The organism is Paenibacillus sabuli, from assembly GCF_014705605.1.
Lineage (GTDB): Bacteria > Bacillota > Bacilli > Paenibacillales > Paenibacillaceae > Paenibacillus_D > Paenibacillus_D sabuli.
This window is the reverse complement of sequence record NZ_JACXIZ010000011.1, coordinates 16931-32236: the sequence shown is the minus strand read 5'-3', so window position 1 is coordinate 32236 and position 15306 is coordinate 16931. Positions and strand designations below refer to the sequence as shown.

Annotated in this window: 17 protein-coding genes; 12 read left to right on the top strand and 5 right to left on the bottom strand. The window is 60.7% G+C overall.

The genetic code is table 11. The features are described from left to right. Positions 1–40 precede the first annotated feature (40 nt). Complete coding sequence (gene thiI, locus IDH44_RS04430) at positions 41–1270, top strand: tRNA uracil 4-sulfurtransferase ThiI (RefSeq protein ID WP_190915551.1); 1230 nt, start codon at positions 41–43, stop codon at positions 1268–1270. A gap of 16 nt (positions 1271–1286) precedes the next feature. Here the strand turns inward: thiI and IDH44_RS04425 are convergent, their stop codons facing one another. Next, a complete protein-coding gene (locus IDH44_RS04425) occupies positions 1287–1988 on the bottom strand; it encodes a TerC family protein (RefSeq protein WP_190915103.1) in 702 nt (233 codons plus the stop codon). A gap of 127 nt (positions 1989–2115) precedes the next feature. On the opposite strand from IDH44_RS04425, the gene IDH44_RS04420 reads away from it, so the two are divergent. The 6 genes from IDH44_RS04420 to IDH44_RS04395 all read left to right on the top strand — a co-directional run bounded on the left by IDH44_RS04420 (position 2116) and on the right by IDH44_RS04395 (position 7084). Further along, positions 2116–2784, top strand: a complete 669-nt coding sequence (locus IDH44_RS04420; RefSeq protein ID WP_317890108.1) for a TerC family protein — start codon at positions 2116–2118, stop codon at positions 2782–2784. 200 nt (positions 2785–2984) lie between these two features. Beyond that, complete coding sequence (locus IDH44_RS04415; RefSeq protein WP_190915101.1) at positions 2985–3488, top strand: hypothetical protein; 504 nt, start codon at positions 2985–2987, stop codon at positions 3486–3488. Between the two features lie 34 nt (positions 3489–3522). After that, positions 3523–5364 carry a translational GTPase TypA gene (gene typA, locus IDH44_RS04410; protein WP_190915099.1) on the top strand — a complete coding sequence of 614 codons (1842 nt, stop codon included), beginning with the start codon at positions 3523–3525 and terminating at the stop codon, positions 5362–5364. A gap of 19 nt (positions 5365–5383) precedes the next feature. After that, positions 5384–5674: a YlaH-like family protein gene (locus tag IDH44_RS04405; protein WP_190915097.1), complete on the top strand. Its 291-nt coding sequence runs from the start codon at positions 5384–5386 to the stop codon at positions 5672–5674. A gap of 62 nt (positions 5675–5736) precedes the next feature. Beyond that, on the top strand, positions 5737–6036 hold the full coding sequence (locus tag IDH44_RS04400; protein ID WP_190915095.1) for a hypothetical protein: 300 nt from the start codon (positions 5737–5739) through the stop codon (positions 6034–6036). Continuing rightward, positions 6029–7084 carry an LCP family protein gene (locus IDH44_RS04395; RefSeq protein ID WP_190915093.1) on the top strand — a complete coding sequence of 352 codons (1056 nt, stop codon included), beginning with the start codon at positions 6029–6031 and terminating at the stop codon, positions 7082–7084. The genes IDH44_RS04400 and IDH44_RS04395 overlap by 8 nt, the downstream gene beginning before the upstream one ends. A 227-nt stretch (positions 7085–7311) precedes the next feature. Here IDH44_RS04395 and IDH44_RS04390 read toward each other — a convergent pair whose 3' ends face one another. Next, positions 7312–7854: a YhcN/YlaJ family sporulation lipoprotein gene (locus IDH44_RS04390; RefSeq protein WP_190915091.1), complete on the bottom strand. Its 543-nt coding sequence runs from the start codon at positions 7852–7854 to the stop codon at positions 7312–7314. Positions 7855–7974: 120 nt separating this feature from the next. Here IDH44_RS04390 and IDH44_RS04385 point away from each other — a divergent pair, with 120 nt between their 5' ends. After that, positions 7975–9306 (top strand): PhoH family protein, encoded by a 1332-nt coding sequence (locus IDH44_RS04385; protein ID WP_190915090.1) that lies wholly within the window; start codon positions 7975–7977, stop codon positions 9304–9306. A 129-nt stretch (positions 9307–9435) separates the two neighbouring features. Here IDH44_RS04385 and IDH44_RS04380 read toward each other — a convergent pair whose 3' ends face one another. Both IDH44_RS04380 and IDH44_RS04375 read right to left on the bottom strand, forming a co-directional pair. Then, positions 9436–9924 (bottom strand): hypothetical protein, encoded by a 489-nt coding sequence (locus tag IDH44_RS04380; RefSeq protein ID WP_190915088.1) that lies wholly within the window; start codon positions 9922–9924, stop codon positions 9436–9438. Positions 9925–10012: 88 nt separating this feature from the next. After that, positions 10013–11101, bottom strand: a complete 1089-nt coding sequence (locus tag IDH44_RS04375) for a hypothetical protein (RefSeq protein ID WP_190915086.1) — start codon at positions 11099–11101, stop codon at positions 10013–10015. A gap of 95 nt (positions 11102–11196) precedes the next feature. Here IDH44_RS04375 and IDH44_RS04370 point away from each other — a divergent pair, with 95 nt between their 5' ends. Then, complete coding sequence (locus IDH44_RS04370) at positions 11197–12363, top strand: SAM-dependent methyltransferase (protein ID WP_190915085.1); 1167 nt, start codon at positions 11197–11199, stop codon at positions 12361–12363. Positions 12364–12435: 72 nt separating this feature from the next. Here IDH44_RS04370 and IDH44_RS04365 read toward each other — a convergent pair whose 3' ends face one another. Further along, a complete protein-coding gene (locus tag IDH44_RS04365) occupies positions 12436–12672 on the bottom strand; it encodes a DUF2626 domain-containing protein (RefSeq protein ID WP_190915083.1) in 237 nt (78 codons plus the stop codon). Between the two features lie 289 nt (positions 12673–12961). Between IDH44_RS04365 and IDH44_RS04360 the strand changes: the two genes are divergently transcribed. The 3 genes from IDH44_RS04360 to IDH44_RS04350 all read left to right on the top strand — a co-directional run bounded on the left by IDH44_RS04360 (position 12962) and on the right by IDH44_RS04350 (position 15155). Next, entirely contained in the window at positions 12962–13591 is a 630-nt protein-coding gene (locus tag IDH44_RS04360; protein WP_190915081.1) for an RsfA family transcriptional regulator, read from the top strand. A 166-nt stretch (positions 13592–13757) separates the two neighbouring features. Then, a complete protein-coding gene (locus tag IDH44_RS04355) occupies positions 13758–14744 on the top strand; it encodes a ketopantoate reductase family protein (protein ID WP_190915079.1) in 987 nt (328 codons plus the stop codon). Between the two features lie 15 nt (positions 14745–14759). Then, positions 14760–15155 carry a DUF3397 domain-containing protein gene (locus IDH44_RS04350; RefSeq protein WP_190915077.1) on the top strand — a complete coding sequence of 132 codons (396 nt, stop codon included), beginning with the start codon at positions 14760–14762 and terminating at the stop codon, positions 15153–15155. Positions 15156–15306 lie beyond the last annotated feature (151 nt).

Genomic DNA, 15306 nt, shown 5'->3' with positions numbered 1-15306 from the left:
GGGGCCTCGATTGACAGAGACGGGCAGCTATGACTTGCTCATGGTAAGACTCGGCGAATTTACGCTGAAGGGACGCAATCGGAGACGATTCGAGCAGCGGATGGCCAAGCAGGTCAAGCAGGCGATTGCCGCTTTTCCCGAATCGGAAGTCCTGCAGGAATACGGCAGAATTTATATTGCGCTGCACGGCCTCGATTATCGTCCGGTGGCAGACAAGCTGCGGAGGGTATTCGGAATTGGCTCGGTAAGTCCCGTACGCAGCACAGAGCCGCAGCTGGAGGGGATACGAAGCGCGGCCCTGGCCGTGCTTCGGCATCGGGGAGAAGCGGAGCAGACATTCAAGGTGACGGTGCGCCGGGTGTGGAAGGCCTTTCCGCATACTTCTCAGGAGATGAATCATCTCGTCGGCCGCCATGTGCTGCAGCAGTATCCGAAGCTGCGAGTGGACGTCCACCGCCCGCAGCTGGAGCTGCGCGTGGAAATCAAAGAAAACGCGGCCTATGTCTTTTGCGAGGTGCTGCCGGGAGTCGGCGGCTTCCCTTACGGCACCAACGGCAAGGCGCTGCTGCTGTTGTCCGGAGGCATTGACAGTCCGGTAGCGGGCTGGCATGCGATGCGCAAAGGGCTGGAGCTCGAAGCGATACACTTCGCGAGCCCGCCATACACGAGCGACGAGGCGAAGGACAAGGCATTGACGCTGGCGCGAAAGCTGGCCGGCTGCGGGGACGGACGAATGCGCATGCATATTGTGCCCTTCACCGACATTCAGACGGCCCTGGCGTCGACCGGTCAGCCGTCTTTGACGATCACGCTCATGCGACGCGCGATGCTGCGCATCGCCGAACGGCTGGCCGAGCGCCAAGGCGCGCATGCGCTCGTGACGGGCGACAGTCTCGGCCAGGTCGCCTCGCAGACGCTGGGAAGCATGAATGTCATCGGCCGCGCCGCCGTGCTGCCGCTGCTGCGCCCGTTGGTGATGCAGGACAAGCAGGAGATTATCGACCTCGCGGTGCGAATCGGTACGTACGAGACGTCGATTCTGCCCTATGAGGATTGCTGCACGCTGTTTGTGCCGCGGTCGCCGAGCACCAATCCGAACCTGCGCATCGTCGAGCGCATCGAGCACGGCATGACCGATCTGCAAGGGCTGCTGGAGGCAGCGCTGGCGCAGACGGAGACACTGGAGCTGCGCGCCGGCGAATCGGAATCCTCCCGCCATGCTGCGGAGCGCGACGCCGCCATGGACGAGGACGAGCCGGACTGGTTCTAAAAGAAAAAGCAGGGCGTCAATGCGACTCCCTGCTGGGCGAATGCGGCAATGCGTTGCGCTTGCGCAGGGCATTGGTCGCATAGCCGGCGGCGATTACAGCGCCGATCACAAGCACGATGAAAGACCAGTAAATCAGCGAATTGTCAAAGAAGGCGTGAAAGCTGGCTTCATGCGTGATCATTTTGGATGCGGTGTAGGCGAGCACCCCGGACCCGATGTACACGATCCAGGGCAGCTTGTCCATGACTTTGATGAACAACGTGCTGCCCCACACGATGACCGGTACGCTAATCAGCAGGCCGAGCACGACCAGAATCGTCTCGCCGTGCGCGGCGCCGGCTACGGCGATGACATTGTCGAGGCCCATGGCGGCGTCGGCGATGACGATCGTCCGCACCGATGCCCACAGCGTTGCTCCCGCCTTGATGTCGCCGTGCGCGTCCTCCTGTACCAGCAGCTTGTAGGCGATCCAGACGAGCAGCAGTCCGCCGATCAGCTGCAGCCATGGCACGTGGAGCAGATTGACGACGAGAATCGTCGCCACGATGCGGATGCCGATCGCGCCGCCGGTGCCCAGGAAGATCGCCGATTTTTGCTTGTCTTTGGGCAGATTGCGCGCCGCCATCCCGATCACGATGGCATTGTCGCCGGCGAGAATCAGATCGATAAATACGATGTTCAGCAAATCAAACAAAAAATCCAGCGATAAAAAATCCATTTATCAGTACCTTTCTTTCTACTGGTGTAGGAAAATTGAGAGCTTGGTAGCCATTATATCAGATTCCGATTTTTTTGGACATATCCCTTCGCGCTCCGTCATACATCTCTGATGAAGGGGGGAGTCCATGATGGAGAGCTTGCTCATCTTCCTGCAAATTGTGTTCATTAACGTGCTGCTCAGCGGGGACAATGCCCTCGTGATCGCCATGGCCAGCCAGCATCTGCCGCCGCGTCAGCGGCAAAAAGCGATTGTATGGGGTTCGGCGGCCGCCGTGATCTTGCGCTGCGCGCTCACGCTGGCCGCCATCACGCTGCTGCAGGTGCCATATCTTCAAGCGGTCGGCGCATTGCTGCTGCTATGGATTGCGGTGCAGCTGCTGCGCGACGCGCAGCAGGGAGCGGGCCCGCATATCCGGCGCGCCGGCTCGCTGCAAGCCGCGATCCGGACGATCGTGGCCGCAGATCTGGTGATGAGCCTGGACAATGTGCTGGCTATAGCGGCAGTGGCGAAGGGCGCGCCCGTGCTGATGCTGCTCGGCATCGGGCTGAGCATTCCGATGATTGTGTGGGGCAGTCAGTTATTAGGCGCGCTGCTGCGCCGTTATCCGATATTGGTTTTTGCCGGAGCGGGCATGCTCGGACATGCGGCGGGCAGCATGCTCGTGAACGACTCGGCAGCCGTCCGGGCGCTGCACCTCACGCCTGTCGCGGCGGAGGCGCTCCCGGTGCTCGCCGTGCCGCTCGTGATCGTGCTGGCCCTGCTGCCGCGATTCCGGCGCAGACAGTTATCTTAAAAAGTTTTAAGTTTGACGATTTTGCTGATGGACTGGTTTTTTGGACGCGGTTCCTATACACTATAAGAAATGACGCAAACGTCATACCTGTGTATGTTGTGAAACAGGGCGCTGTCTCGCAGGCAATACGGCGGCAGCCCCTTTTCGCTTGCTCACGTAGAAGCTTATCGGCGCCAGTTGCAAGGAACGGGGGAAACCGCATGTCCAGGAATCAATACTCCGTCGGCATTTTGATGCTTATTGCCGGCATCGTCATTTTGCTCGGAAAGCTCGGCCTGTTCAGTTTTATCGGCTCAGTATTCTGGCCGCTGATTGTGCTGATTCCGGGCGTTTTGCTGCATGTGCTGTATTTCGGACGCATTTTGCCGGCGATCGCGCTCATTCCCGGCGGCATGCTTTCCACCTACGCGCTTGTCTTTTTGTACTGCAACCTGTTTGGCTGGCAGAGCCTGCAGTACTTATGGCCGTTTTTTATACTGGGCGTTGCGGTCGGTCTTTACGAGTACTACATGTTTGAGCTGACCCGTCCACACGGCGCCCAGGTAGCCGCCATCGTGCTGGCTGCAGCCGCGGCGGTTTGCATCGGCTTTATGCTGCTGTGGAGCTGGGGCATCTACTTGATTGCCGCCGCCTTGATCGCCGCGGGAGCCTGGATGGTGTTCGGCAGACGCCTGGGCTTGCAGCGCAGATCATTTCGGCGTTAACATTTCCCAATTGGACTGGAGAGAACTGAATATTATGCATGCTAGAGAACATTTGCGCAACATCGCGATTATCGCGCACGTCGACCACGGCAAGACTACGCTTGTAGACAAGCTGCTGCAGCAATCCGGAACATTCCGCGAGCACGAGGTCGTGCAGGAGCGGGCGATGGATTCCAATGATCTGGAGCGCGAACGCGGCATTACGATCCTAGCCAAAAACACCGCCATCACGTACAAGGAATTTCTGATTAACATCGTCGATACGCCGGGTCATGCCGACTTTGGCGGCGAGGTCGAGCGCATCATGAAAATGGTCGACGGCGTCCTGCTCGTCGTGGACGCATTCGAGGGCTGCATGCCGCAGACCAAATTCGTGCTGCGCAAAGCGCTGGAGCACCAGCTCACGCCGGTCGTCGTACTTAACAAAATCGACCGTCCGAACGCCCGCCCGGCGGAGGTCGTGGACGAGGTGCTGGACCTATTCATCGAGCTGGGGGCGAACGACGAGCAGCTGGATTTCCCTGTCGTCTACGCATCGGCGCTGATGGGGACCTCGAGCCTGGACGAAGACCGTCAGGACGAGAATATGCAGGCGCTCTACGAGACAATCGTCTCGCACATCCCGTCGCCGACCGAAGCCGTCGAGGAGCCGCTGCAATTCCTCGTGACGCTGATGGACTACAACGAATATCTGGGCCGAATCGCAGTCGGCCGGGTCAACCGGGGCATCATCCGGCAAGGCCAGCCGGTGGCGGTCATGACCCGCGAGGGCGGACTCAAGCAGGCACGCATCGAGAAGCTGTTCGGCTTCCAAGGCTTGAAGCGGGTGGAGATCCCCGAGGCCGGGGCGGGCGACATCATCGCCATCGCGGGCATCCGCGAGATCAATATCGGCGAGACGATCGCCGACCCGGCGAACCCGGAGGCGCTGCCGGTGCTCAAGATCGACGAGCCGACGCTGCAGATGACGTTCCTCGTCAACAACAGCCCGTTCGCGGGTCGCGAGGGCAAATGGATCACCTCCCGGCGCCTGCGCGATCGTCTGATGAAGGAGCTCGAGACAGACGTGGCGCTGCGCGTGGGCGAGACGGATAGCCCCGACGCCTTCGTCGTCTCCGGACGCGGCGAGCTCCATCTGGGCATCCTGATCGAGAACATGCGGCGCGAAGGATACGAGCTGCAGGTCTCCAAGCCCGAGGTCATCGTCAAGGAAATCGACGGGGCCCGCATGGAGCCGTACGAGCGGCTGCTGATCGACGTGCCCGAGGAGAGCATGGGCGCGGTCATGGAGAGCCTCGGCACGCGCAAGGCCGAGATGGTCAACATGGTGAACAACGGCAACGGGCAGGTGCGGCTTGAATTCACCATCCCGGCGCGCGGCCTGATCGGCTACCGGACGCAATTCCTGACCCTCACGCGCGGCTACGGCATCATGAACCACGCCTTTGACAGCTATGGACCGCTCGCCGGCACGGCAGTCGGCGGACGTCATCAAGGGGTGCTCGTCTCGAGCGAGAACGGCTCGTCCACGTTTTACGGCATGCTGTCCGTCGAGGACCGCGGTACGCTGTTCCTTGAGCCGGGCACCGAGGTGTACGAGGGGATGATCGTCGGCGAGCACAACCGCGACAACGACATCATCGTCAATATCTGCAAGGAAAAGCAGCTCACCAACGTACGCTCGGCGACGAAGGACGACACGGTGAAGATGAAGACACCATTGCTCTTCTCGCTGGAGCAGGCGCTCGAGTATCTGAACGATGACGAATATTGCGAGATTACGCCGAAGACGATCCGGCTGCGCAAAAAAATCTTGAACAAGAACGAACGCGAGCGGGCGGAGAAGCACCGCAAAATTGCGCAATCGGGCATTTGACAAGGGAGGCCTCGGCACTGTGCAGGAATGGCTTAGCAACCATTGGCTCGTTTCTTACGTCTTAATTTTGGGATGCACGATCTATATCTTCAACAAGGTGTTCCGGCCGCAGCAAAAGCTGCCGATCCTGAAAGAAATTCTGGTCTATGTGACGATGGCGCTCGGCTCGCTCGTGCTGCTGGTGCTGCAGATCGACAAGCTGCCGATTATTCAGTGCATGGGCGTGGCCGTCGTCCTCATGCTGATCTACCGCATTCGTCTGCTGTTCGACAAGCGGCGCGACCGCAAGGAGAACAAGCCGGCGCAATAGACCGATCATAGCGTGCGATGCCCGTCAAGGCGGGCATCGCACGACAAGGAGGCGTCAGGGGCGTGCAATTTCACGATGCGCTGTTCAATTGGCTGCAGATCGAGCTTGTCGCGCGGGCGCGTCCACAGGATGCGCCTGCTGCGGATACGCGGGACTTCTTCCGCGACATGCTGCGCGAGGATCACGGCGTCGTTGATTTGCACCTTGCGCATGCGGCCGGCGAAGATTGGATTGACGTGCAAGGCGAGCAGCAGGCCGGTCCGTTCGCGCGGCGTTATCCGCGCGAGCAGGCCGAGCAACTGCTGCATGACATCAACGCCAATCCCAAATATAACGAAATGCCGGGTGAGAGCCATGAGTGAAAAAGCATCCTATGGACCGAGAAGCGCTTCGCACGCCAAGGGAAGGCAAAAAAAACCGCCGCAAAAGCCGCGTAAGCCGGCGCGCTGGGGAAGACGCATTTTTTTCAGCCTGTTGATCGTATTGGTCGGCGTCGCCTTGTATCTGGGGTATCTGGTCACCCAAACGCGGGATGCGCTCGAGGTCATCGGCGATCCGACGATTGTCGAGGTGCCGCCGGAGCAGTCGGTCAAAGTCAAGGGCGTGACCTTTTTGCTTTTGGGACTGGATTCGCGCGAGAAGGGCGGCGGACTGAATACCGATGTCATCAAAATCGTGTCGATGAACCCCAACACCAAGTCGGCTACGGTCGTATCGGTGCCGCGCGACGCGCTGATCGAAATGGACGGCTACATAAGTCACAAAGCCAACGCGTACTACGCCAAATTTTATATGCAGGCCATTGGCGATAAGCAGTCGCCGGACGATGCGCGCGCCTATGCGCGTTCGGAGATGCGGGAGATGTTCGGCCAGTATTTCGATATTCCGATCGACTATACCGCCGTCATCAATTTCGACGGCTTCCGCGATGTCGTCGACGCGCTGGACGGCGTCACCGTCGACGTCGATATGGACATGTGCTATATCGACAACGCCGACGGCACCAATATCCAGCTGACTGCCGGCACACAGCAGCTGGACGGCAAGCAAGCGCTGGACTACGTCCGGTATCGCCAGTCGTCGAGCAAATGCTCGCCGCGCACGAAGGAGTCGAGCGACTTCGAGCGCAACAAGCGTCAGACGCAGGTCATACAAGCGGTAATGGATGAGGTCACCTCTCTGGGGGTCGTCACCCGCGTGGACGGCCTGCTGGGCGCGGTCGGCAGCAACCTGAAGGTGGATATGCCGCCCAAGGAGATCGAACGGCTGATGACGACGTATTTCGGCATCGGCGGCAGCGACATTGAATCGGTCCCGCTCGAAGGGACGTGGCGCTCGCCGTATGTGCGACTCGATGCGGAAACCGTGGAGCAAGCCCGCGCCGCCTTACAGCGCAAATTGGCCGAATGACGCTTGGATTGGCCGAATAGGCTATGCTATAATGGCAAATAAGGAGGCGATGCGGATGCTCATAGCACATCTGTCGCGTAGCGTGCGACCATTCGCTGCCTCGCGCTCCGTTCGTGCCGACATGACATGCGTGTCGCCGTGTGCCCGTGCTGCCGTTCGGGGGCTGGATAGGGCTGGCCGCAGCCTGCAAAAAAGCCTAGCGATTCCGCTAGGCTTTTTTTGCAGGTTCAGAGCTGCTGGTCGACCTGCGGGGAGGCAGGTGCGTCTGTCGTATCGCGCGGCAGAGTGTCTCTTGGCAGTTGCGGCACGATGCGGCCTACGATGTCCGCCAATTCTTCGGCGAAGCCCGCGACCGGCTTGCCGGCCTGGATGTCCTGACGCATCTCCCGCAGCCGTTCTCCCAGGTCCATGTCGGCGGTGACAATTGCTTTGGCGCCGTTCGGATCGTCGCGGAGCGCCTCGGCGACGGAATATTTCAAGGTGCCGACCCGGGAACGGTCCAGCGAGGCGTCCACGTCGATGCCCACCACTGCGGTGTCGCCAAGGAGCACACAATGCGCATTTTCGACGCCCGGCACATGCTTGGCGAGTTGTTCGAGTCTGCCGGCGGCATCCAATTCCTCACCGGCCGATTCCGGCAGCTGCTGCGCCTGCTGACGAAGTCCGTCATTATTTTGCGGAGAGGGTGATGCGCCGTTGCCGTTGTTCGTCCCGCAGCCTGAGAGCAGCGTCGCGAGCACGGCGATTGACACCAGCCATTTATTCGTCATATGCTATCCCAACCTTTCCTAATTCGCGTAACAACTTCCGTGTGTAGTTTAACCGTTCAGGATTGAAGCTATGTACATCGATTGCTTGCAAGTCTGACTTGCGCCCAGGGAGGGCTTACCATGACCAAAATTTTCGTGCTCGATACGAATGTGCTGCTGCATGACCCGCTGGCGATCTACGCGTTTGAAGACAACGAAGTGATCATTCCGGCGGTCGTGCTGGAGGAGATCGATTCGAAAAAACGAATGGCCGACGAGCTCGGGCGCAATGCCCGCCACGTCTCGCGGCTGCTGGACGGACTGCGCGGGCAAGGCCATTTGCACGAAGGCATTCGACTGGAGCAAGGCGGCCTGCTCAAGGTCGAGCTCAATCATCGGAGCTTTGTCAAGGTTCAGGAAATGTTTGGCGATATGTCCAACGACAATCGGATTTTGGCGGTGGCCCTCAATTATCATATGGAAGAGCAGTCGCGCGAGCAGCCGCGTCAGGTGGCGCTGGTCAGCAAGGACGTGCTGGTGCGGATCAAGGCCGACGTGCTCGGCCTGCTGGCGCAGGACTATCTGTCCGATCAGACCGTGGAGGCCTCCGATATTTATACCGGCTGCACGACGGTCAAGGTTCATCCCGCGGTAATCGACGAGTTTTACACGTATCGTTTTTTGGACGTGTCGGCGCTCAAGCTCAAGCTGCGTCTGCATCCTAACGAATTCGTCATTCTGCGCGATGAGATGGGCTCTTCCAAGTCGGCGCTGCTCCGGGTATCGCTCGACGGCAAGCGGCTCGAGCCGCTCTATCTGAGCAACGACGCGGTGTGGGGCATCACGGCGCGCAACGCCCAGCAGCGCATGGCGTTGGAGCTGCTGCTCAGCGATGATGTGCCGCTCGTGACGCTGACCGGCAAGGCGGGCACCGGCAAAACGCTGCTGGCGCTCGCTGCGGGCCTGCTCAAGGTAGAGGACGAGCACAAATACAAAAAGCTGCTGATCGCAAGACCGGTCGTGCCGATGGGAAAGGATATCGGATACTTGCCGGGCGAGAAGGACGAGAAGCTGCGGCCTTGGATGCAACCGGTGTACGACAACCTGGAATATTTGTTCGATACGAAAAAAAGCGGGGACATCGATAAAATCCTGATGGGGCTCGGCAGCATTCAGGTGGAGGCGCTCACCTACATTCGGGGGCGCTCGATCCCGGGGCAATTCATCATCATCGACGAGGCCCAGAACCTGTCCAGGCACGAGGTGAAGACGATCGTCTCGCGCGTCGGAGAGGGCAGCAAAATCGTGCTGATGGGCGATCCCGAGCAGATCGATCATCCGTACCTGGATGCAGTCAGCAACGGGCTGACCTATGTGGTCGAGCGCTTCAAGCAAGAAGCGCTAAGCGGGCACATCACCCTGGAGAAGGGCGAACGCTCCAGGCTCGCCCAGCTGGCCGCGGATCTGCTGTAGCGAGCCGCTCCCGAGCGGCCAATCTGCCGCATACGACAAGGCGCGTCCCGCTTGCGGGACGCGCCTTGTCGCTGGATCGTATAGAAGGAGCAGGATGCGGCCCTCGGAGAGCGAGGATTGCGCCGGCAGTCACAGCAGCCAGCGCATGCGGCAGCCGTATGCCGCGGCGATGCCGTCCGCCAGCTCCGTGAGCTGGCGGTCGATCAACAGTTGGCGAGCCCCTGGGGTCTGCAGCCGCGCGAGCTGGTGCTCCAGCAGCTGTAGCCAGGCCTGCTCGAGCTCGGCTCTGTCTGTCGCGGGCTCCAAGGCGCCGGCGGCCGCGAGCCGCAGATCGACGAATCGCCCGCCGGCGCGAGCGTCGAGGCCGTAGTCGCTCCAAAGCGCATCCGTCGTCCACGCCTCGCCGAGCTGCGCCCAGTCGCCGCAGATGTACGGCACGCGATAATGCGTCAGCACGCCGGCTACGGCATCGGCCTGCTCCTGCTCTGTGAATAGCAGTTCGCCGCTGCGATCCAGCAATCCGGCCGCGGCCTCGGCGATGCCTTTGACGATCTGGGCATAAAAGCCGGGGCGCTTGTCCGCGGGGAGTTGCATTTCAATTCCGGTTACAACTTTCATCTTATCCCTCCTGTCCTTCCCTTATCTCTCGACAGCACAACGGACGTCTGCTACAATGAAGCCGCGAACCGGGCGTCATGAGTAACGCCTACAGATCAAGCTCGAGAATCACACGCAGCTCGCCGTCGACGATCTCCACCGACTTGGCGCGCACGAGCGGCACAATCAGCTGTGGGTAGAAGCCGAGATCGAACTCCTCCTCCAGCGCCTGCATCGTCGTATCGGGCAAGGACAGGCCGTTGAATACAAGCGATTCGACCTGAAAGAGAATGCCCGGCTTGGGCGACTCTACCATGCCATAGGCGCCCGCGATCTCGACCGAGATGCCCTCGCGCTCTCCGCTCACGACGATTCGACCGTCCTGGAAGGTGAAGGCAAAGGCCTCAAACAGCTCGTTTTGCTCGCGCAAAAACGTGTTGAGCGCCTCCTCGGGGAGCGTAATTTCGTACGTAAGACCGGCAAAGGCCATATACTGGTCGTGGGCCTTGAGCCAATCGGGCAGTTCGCGCATGGCCGAGGCGAGCGCGGAAAAATACCGGCGCACCTCGTACAAGCCGACATTCTCCCAATAGGCGGTCATCTCCTCGAGCATCAGCCGCAGTCGCGCGGCGTCGTCGCTGCTCGCAATCGCCGTATCGATCTCCTGTTGGAGCGCGGCTACACGCGCCCGCTGGTCGAGCAGACGTCGCTCCATCGCCGCCAGCTTGGCCTGCTCGGCGGTCAACTGCTGGCGCGACTGGCTCAGCTCGGCGTATTCGCGGCGGTAGCCGTCCAGCGTCTGCTTGTCTCGCGAGAGCAGATAATCATAATAGTCCGCCACGGCCATTAGATCCGACAGACTGCGAAAGGCAAACAATGTCTGCAGCAGGCTGCCGCGGTCTCCGGTATAATACGCACGCAGCACTTCGCCGGCCTGCTCGCGTTTTTTGGCGGCTTCGGCCTCGCTGACTACCATCTGGCGCGACAGGCCGGCAAGGGTGTCGCCGAGCTCGGCCTGCTGGGCCTGGATGCGGCCGATTTCCTTGTCGATCTCGACAACGGACAGTCCCTTCTCCAGCAGCTGCCGGGTATGCTCGTCCGTCGGCGCCTGGGCGGTCGCCCAGGCGGGCCATGTGCCGGCGACGAGGGCGAGCAGCAGGGCCAGGCCGACGGCCGGCAGGCACAGACGCTGGCGCATAGCAGTCACCTCCTTGGCGCGTTAGCCTCTGACGGGAGTAATGTATATGCGGCATTGGTTCATATTATATCTCATATCGGACAGGAGGGGGAAGCATGACGCTGCTATCACGCATCCTCGCGGCCATCGGCCGAGCGCCTGCCGCGGGACGGTTCGCCGATGCGCCGCAAGGCGAGCCGATGCGCTGCATCGCATTCCGCGATTACATGGCGATGTGCCTGTACGATCCGGAGGCGGGGTATTACCGCAGCGGCCCGGCGCGGGTCGGGCGGCAAGGCGACTTCTATACGATGTCCGGCATCGGTACCGTCCTGGCGGAGCTCGTGGCAGGGGCGGTCCGCGAGCTGGCCGAGCAGTTGGAGGCGCCGGTGCGGATTACCGAGTGGGGCGGGGGGACCGGTCAACTGGCGGAGCAGATGCTGACCGTCTGGCAGGCCGGAGCGCCGCGCTGGCTGGAACGAGTGGCGTACCGCTTCATCGAGGATCACCCCGCCCATCGCGAAGCGGCTGCGGTCCGATTGGCTCCGTGGCGGCGCGCGCTCGGCGAGCTGGAGCTGCTCGGCTCTGCGGAGGCCGAAGCGGCGGATCGCGAGGGAAGGCTAGAGATCGTGCTGGCCAACGAACTGCTCGACGCGATGCCGGTGCACCGGGTCACGCTGGCTGCCGGTAGGCTGATGGAGCTCGGTGTGACGCTTGCTCCGGACTCGGGCCGACTGCGGGAATGCCTGATGCCGCTGAGCGACGAGCGTCTGGAGACCGCGCTCGAGCAGGATGGCATCGCGCTAGAGGAGGGGCAGCAGGCGGAGGTCGGCCTGGATGCGGCGCGCTGGCTGTCGCGCCTGCTTGCGTCTGCAGCGACGAGGGCGATCGTCCTGCTCGATTACGGCGACCTCGCATCGCCTCTGACGGCGCCGCATCGGCGGGCCGGGACGCTGCGCGCTTATGCGGGTCATCGGCTGGCGGATCCGCTGGCGCGTCCGGGCGAGCAGGACTTGACTGCGGACGTCAATTTCAGCGCCTGCATGCGTCTGGCCGCCGCCAGCGGCTGGCAGACGGCCTATCAGGATACGCAGCAGCGCTTCGCTGTGGATCGGGGCATCCTGAGTCTGCTGGCGCCGCATGCGGAGCTTGATCCCTTCGGACCGCTGACCCGGCGCAATCGCGCGATCCGGCAGCTGCTGCTGGACGAAGGGATGAGCACGAGGTTCAGAGTGCTGGTGCTGACTCGCGGAGCGCTCCGCCTGTCGCGACAGGCTCCCTAAACGCCAAGCGCCGCACCTTCGCAAAAGAAGGCGCGGCGCTTGGCTTCGTCCACAATAAGGCGCTGCGGATCATCAGAACGGAATACCCATTACAAATACGGACCAATACGTAAAGCCGGAAAAGGCTACGATCATGTATCCCCAAAACATCGTAATATACGTTCTTTCGGAGAAATTCAGGTAGCCGAGGAGAACGAACACGGCGGTCTGGGCAAAAAACAACAGAGCCATCTCGATCATGTGGCCGGCAAAGGCCATCAATCCGATGACAAGCGTCCAAAACCCGAGTACCCGGAACATACGCGCCATTGGTGCACCCCCCTCTCTTCTGTTTCAACCAAACAGGTCTCATGCTTCGCTAAACCTCATTATACCGTCAACCATTTGGGCTGTAAACTGCCATCCGTGACGAAATCGCAAACTTTGCGCGGCTTCTTTTTTTACCGGCCCTGCGATCAGTTTGCACCAATCTGGATTCATGCATGTATGACGGCGCGAAGATTTGGACATACAATTTAGTATCCGATAGATTCTATGAACTCTACCACGGGCATAGAGATAAAGGAGCGCCCTTTTCAAGTTAGGAGGTATAGGTTGAATGAGTGCAGTGAGACAAGATGCCTGGAGTACGGAGGACGATCTGATCCTGGCGGAGGTAACCTTGCGCCATATCCGGGAAGGCAGCACGCAACTGGCAGCGTTCGAAGAGGTGGGAGAGCGGATCGGCCGCACGTCGGCCGCTTGCGGATTCCGGTGGAACAGCTGTGTGCGCAAGCGTCACGAGGAAGCGATTCAACTGGCGAAGCAGCAGCGGCAAAAACGCAGTTATTTGCGCAAGGTGAGCATGCCGCACGTATCGGCGGTAGCCGAAGCAGACAGTGACGTGCGGGAAAAAGCCGCGGTGGAAGAAGGCATTACGATCGACGCCGTGATTCGTTTTCTGCGCAACTGGAAGAGTACCTATCAGGAAATGAACCGGCAGATCAAGCTGCTGGAGAAGGGCCTGAGAGAAAAAGAGGAGGAACTGGGACAGCTGCGCACGCACAATGAACAGCTCTCCTCCGAGGTTAGCGACGCCCAAACGGACTATCGTACGGTAAACGACGATTACAAGACCTTGATTCAAATTATGGATCGCGCACGCCGTCTGGCCAGCATCAGCGAGGAAGAAGAAGCGAAGCCGCGCTTCAAGATGGACGCCAACGGCAACCTGGAGAGAATCGAATAGCACAGCGATCTATCAAGAACCGCCCGAACGCACGGAAATCCGGCAGCGCATATGCCGGAATCCGGTATTCGGGCGGTTTTTGCGCAAATGCAATGCTTTGTATGAATTTTTTGTATAATGGAGGTATCGCAGGACTGGCAGGGACGGGGGAAGGGAGAGGGAGACGATGAGCCAACCAAGACAAGCGCCGCGCAGCAGTCGATTCGTGGTCGTCGGTGCGGGAGCGATAGGCATGCTGTATGCGGCAAGGCTGGCGGCGGCCGGACTAGAGACGGAGCTGTGGGCCCGCTCGCGCGCGCAGGCCGCGCAGCTCGACGCCCGCGGCATCGAACTGATCGATCGGGAAGGCAGTCGCGAGATTGCCATTCCGGCGCGCGCTGCGACGGACGCGCCCGGCGCCCCGGCGGACGTGGTCCTGCTGACCGTCAAGCAGCCTGACATCGACGACGCGCTCATCTCGACGGTGATGCGAGCGGGCCGTCCCGGCGCCCTGCTGCTCTGTCTGCAGAACGGAATCGGCCACATGCCCGGTCTGCGAGCCGCTATGCCAGGCTGGCGAGCGGCGGCGGTGGTGACGACGGACGGCGCCCTGCGGCTCGGCGGGCGCGCCGTGCGGCACACAGGGACAGGGAGGCTGTGGATCGAGGATACGGACGGGCTGGAATGCCCTATCAGGATCCGCGAGGGTGACATGACGCAAAAAATGTTGGTCCGGCAGTTGAAAAATGCAGGAATCGACGCCGTTTTGTCGAAAAAGATGAAGGACCGAATCTACCAGAAATTACTGTTAAACGCGGTGATTAATCCGCTCACTGCCCTCTACGGCGTGAAAAACGGCCGGCTGCCGGATGACCCCGCGCGGGCGCTCCTGATGCGGCGACTGCACGAAGAAGCGTTTCTCGTGCTGCATACAGACGGGATGAGCGGCGGGGAAGAAGCCTGGGCGCGTCTGCACGAGGTGTGCCGCGCCACCGCGGATAATGAATCGTCGATGCTGCAGGACATTCGCCGCGGCCGACGAACCGAGGTCGATTGGATCAATGGTGGAATCGTCGCACTGGCTCGGCAGTACGGGCTGGCGGCGCCGCTCCACGAAGCGATGGTGACGCTCGTGCGGACGCTCGAGGGCGCGGCGGACGGGCCAAGTACATAGAGGGGGCTGGCTGGTGTGCAATGGTTGTGGGACGGACTGGTGCAAACGTACGCGATTCTGGCAATTGTGCCCGTTGTTCCCTTTGCCTTGATTTATGCGGGATACGCCGCTTATGTCGGAGATCGCAAAAAAGCGATTCGGCTGGCCATGGATGTGACGACGCCGCTTTTGATCGGCTGCGTGTCGGTGCTGTTCAATCAGATTTTCAATAGCGGCTTCGGATTTTACGGCATTCTGCTGCTCATGCTGCTCGGCGGGGGATTGCTCGGCAATCTCCAGTATCGGACCAAGGGGAAGCTGGATGCGCGGCGCATCGTCCGGGCGGTGTGGAGAATCGGTTTTTTTGCGATGAGCGCGATGTATGTGCTGCTCATGGCGATCGGCGTCATCGGAAGCCTGTGGCGAATCTGAGACGGCCGGTGCGGGAGGGTGTGACGAGGCGTCATCATACAAACAAGAAGAGCGCTAGCGGATGCAGGTCCGCGGGCGCTTTTTTCCTGTCTCGACTGACCAGTCGGCTCGCCCGGCCAGGATCAGCCTCCTGCGCTTGGCCTGGTCGCCG

What these genes read in the sequence shown, in the direction of transcription:
- thiI (WP_190915551.1), top strand. Translation starts at nt 41, where the DNA reads ATGGTAAGACTCGGCGAATTTACGCTGAAGGGACGCAATCGGAGACGA.
- IDH44_RS04425 (WP_190915103.1), bottom strand. Translation starts at nt 1,988, where the DNA reads ATGGATTTTTTATCGCTGGATTTTTTGTTTGATTTGCTGAACATCGTA.
- IDH44_RS04420 (WP_317890108.1), top strand. Translation starts at nt 2,116, where the DNA reads ATGATGGAGAGCTTGCTCATCTTCCTGCAAATTGTGTTCATTAACGTG.
- IDH44_RS04415 (WP_190915101.1), top strand. Translation starts at nt 2,985, where the DNA reads ATGTCCAGGAATCAATACTCCGTCGGCATTTTGATGCTTATTGCCGGC.
- typA (WP_190915099.1), top strand. Translation starts at nt 3,523, where the DNA reads ATGCATGCTAGAGAACATTTGCGCAACATCGCGATTATCGCGCACGTC.
- IDH44_RS04395 (WP_190915093.1), top strand. Translation starts at nt 6,029, where the DNA reads ATGAGTGAAAAAGCATCCTATGGACCGAGAAGCGCTTCGCACGCCAAG.
- IDH44_RS04390 (WP_190915091.1), bottom strand. Translation starts at nt 7,854, where the DNA reads ATGACGAATAAATGGCTGGTGTCAATCGCCGTGCTCGCGACGCTGCTC.
- IDH44_RS04385 (WP_190915090.1), top strand. Translation starts at nt 7,975, where the DNA reads ATGACCAAAATTTTCGTGCTCGATACGAATGTGCTGCTGCATGACCCG.
- IDH44_RS04380 (WP_190915088.1), bottom strand. Translation starts at nt 9,924, where the DNA reads ATGAAAGTTGTAACCGGAATTGAAATGCAACTCCCCGCGGACAAGCGC.
- IDH44_RS04375 (WP_190915086.1), bottom strand. Translation starts at nt 11,101, where the DNA reads ATGCGCCAGCGTCTGTGCCTGCCGGCCGTCGGCCTGGCCCTGCTGCTC.
- IDH44_RS04370 (WP_190915085.1), top strand. Translation starts at nt 11,197, where the DNA reads ATGACGCTGCTATCACGCATCCTCGCGGCCATCGGCCGAGCGCCTGCC.
- IDH44_RS04365 (WP_190915083.1), bottom strand. Translation starts at nt 12,672, where the DNA reads ATGGCGCGTATGTTCCGGGTACTCGGGTTTTGGACGCTTGTCATCGGA.
- IDH44_RS04360 (WP_190915081.1), top strand. Translation starts at nt 12,962, where the DNA reads ATGAGTGCAGTGAGACAAGATGCCTGGAGTACGGAGGACGATCTGATC.
- IDH44_RS04355 (WP_190915079.1), top strand. Translation starts at nt 13,758, where the DNA reads ATGAGCCAACCAAGACAAGCGCCGCGCAGCAGTCGATTCGTGGTCGTC.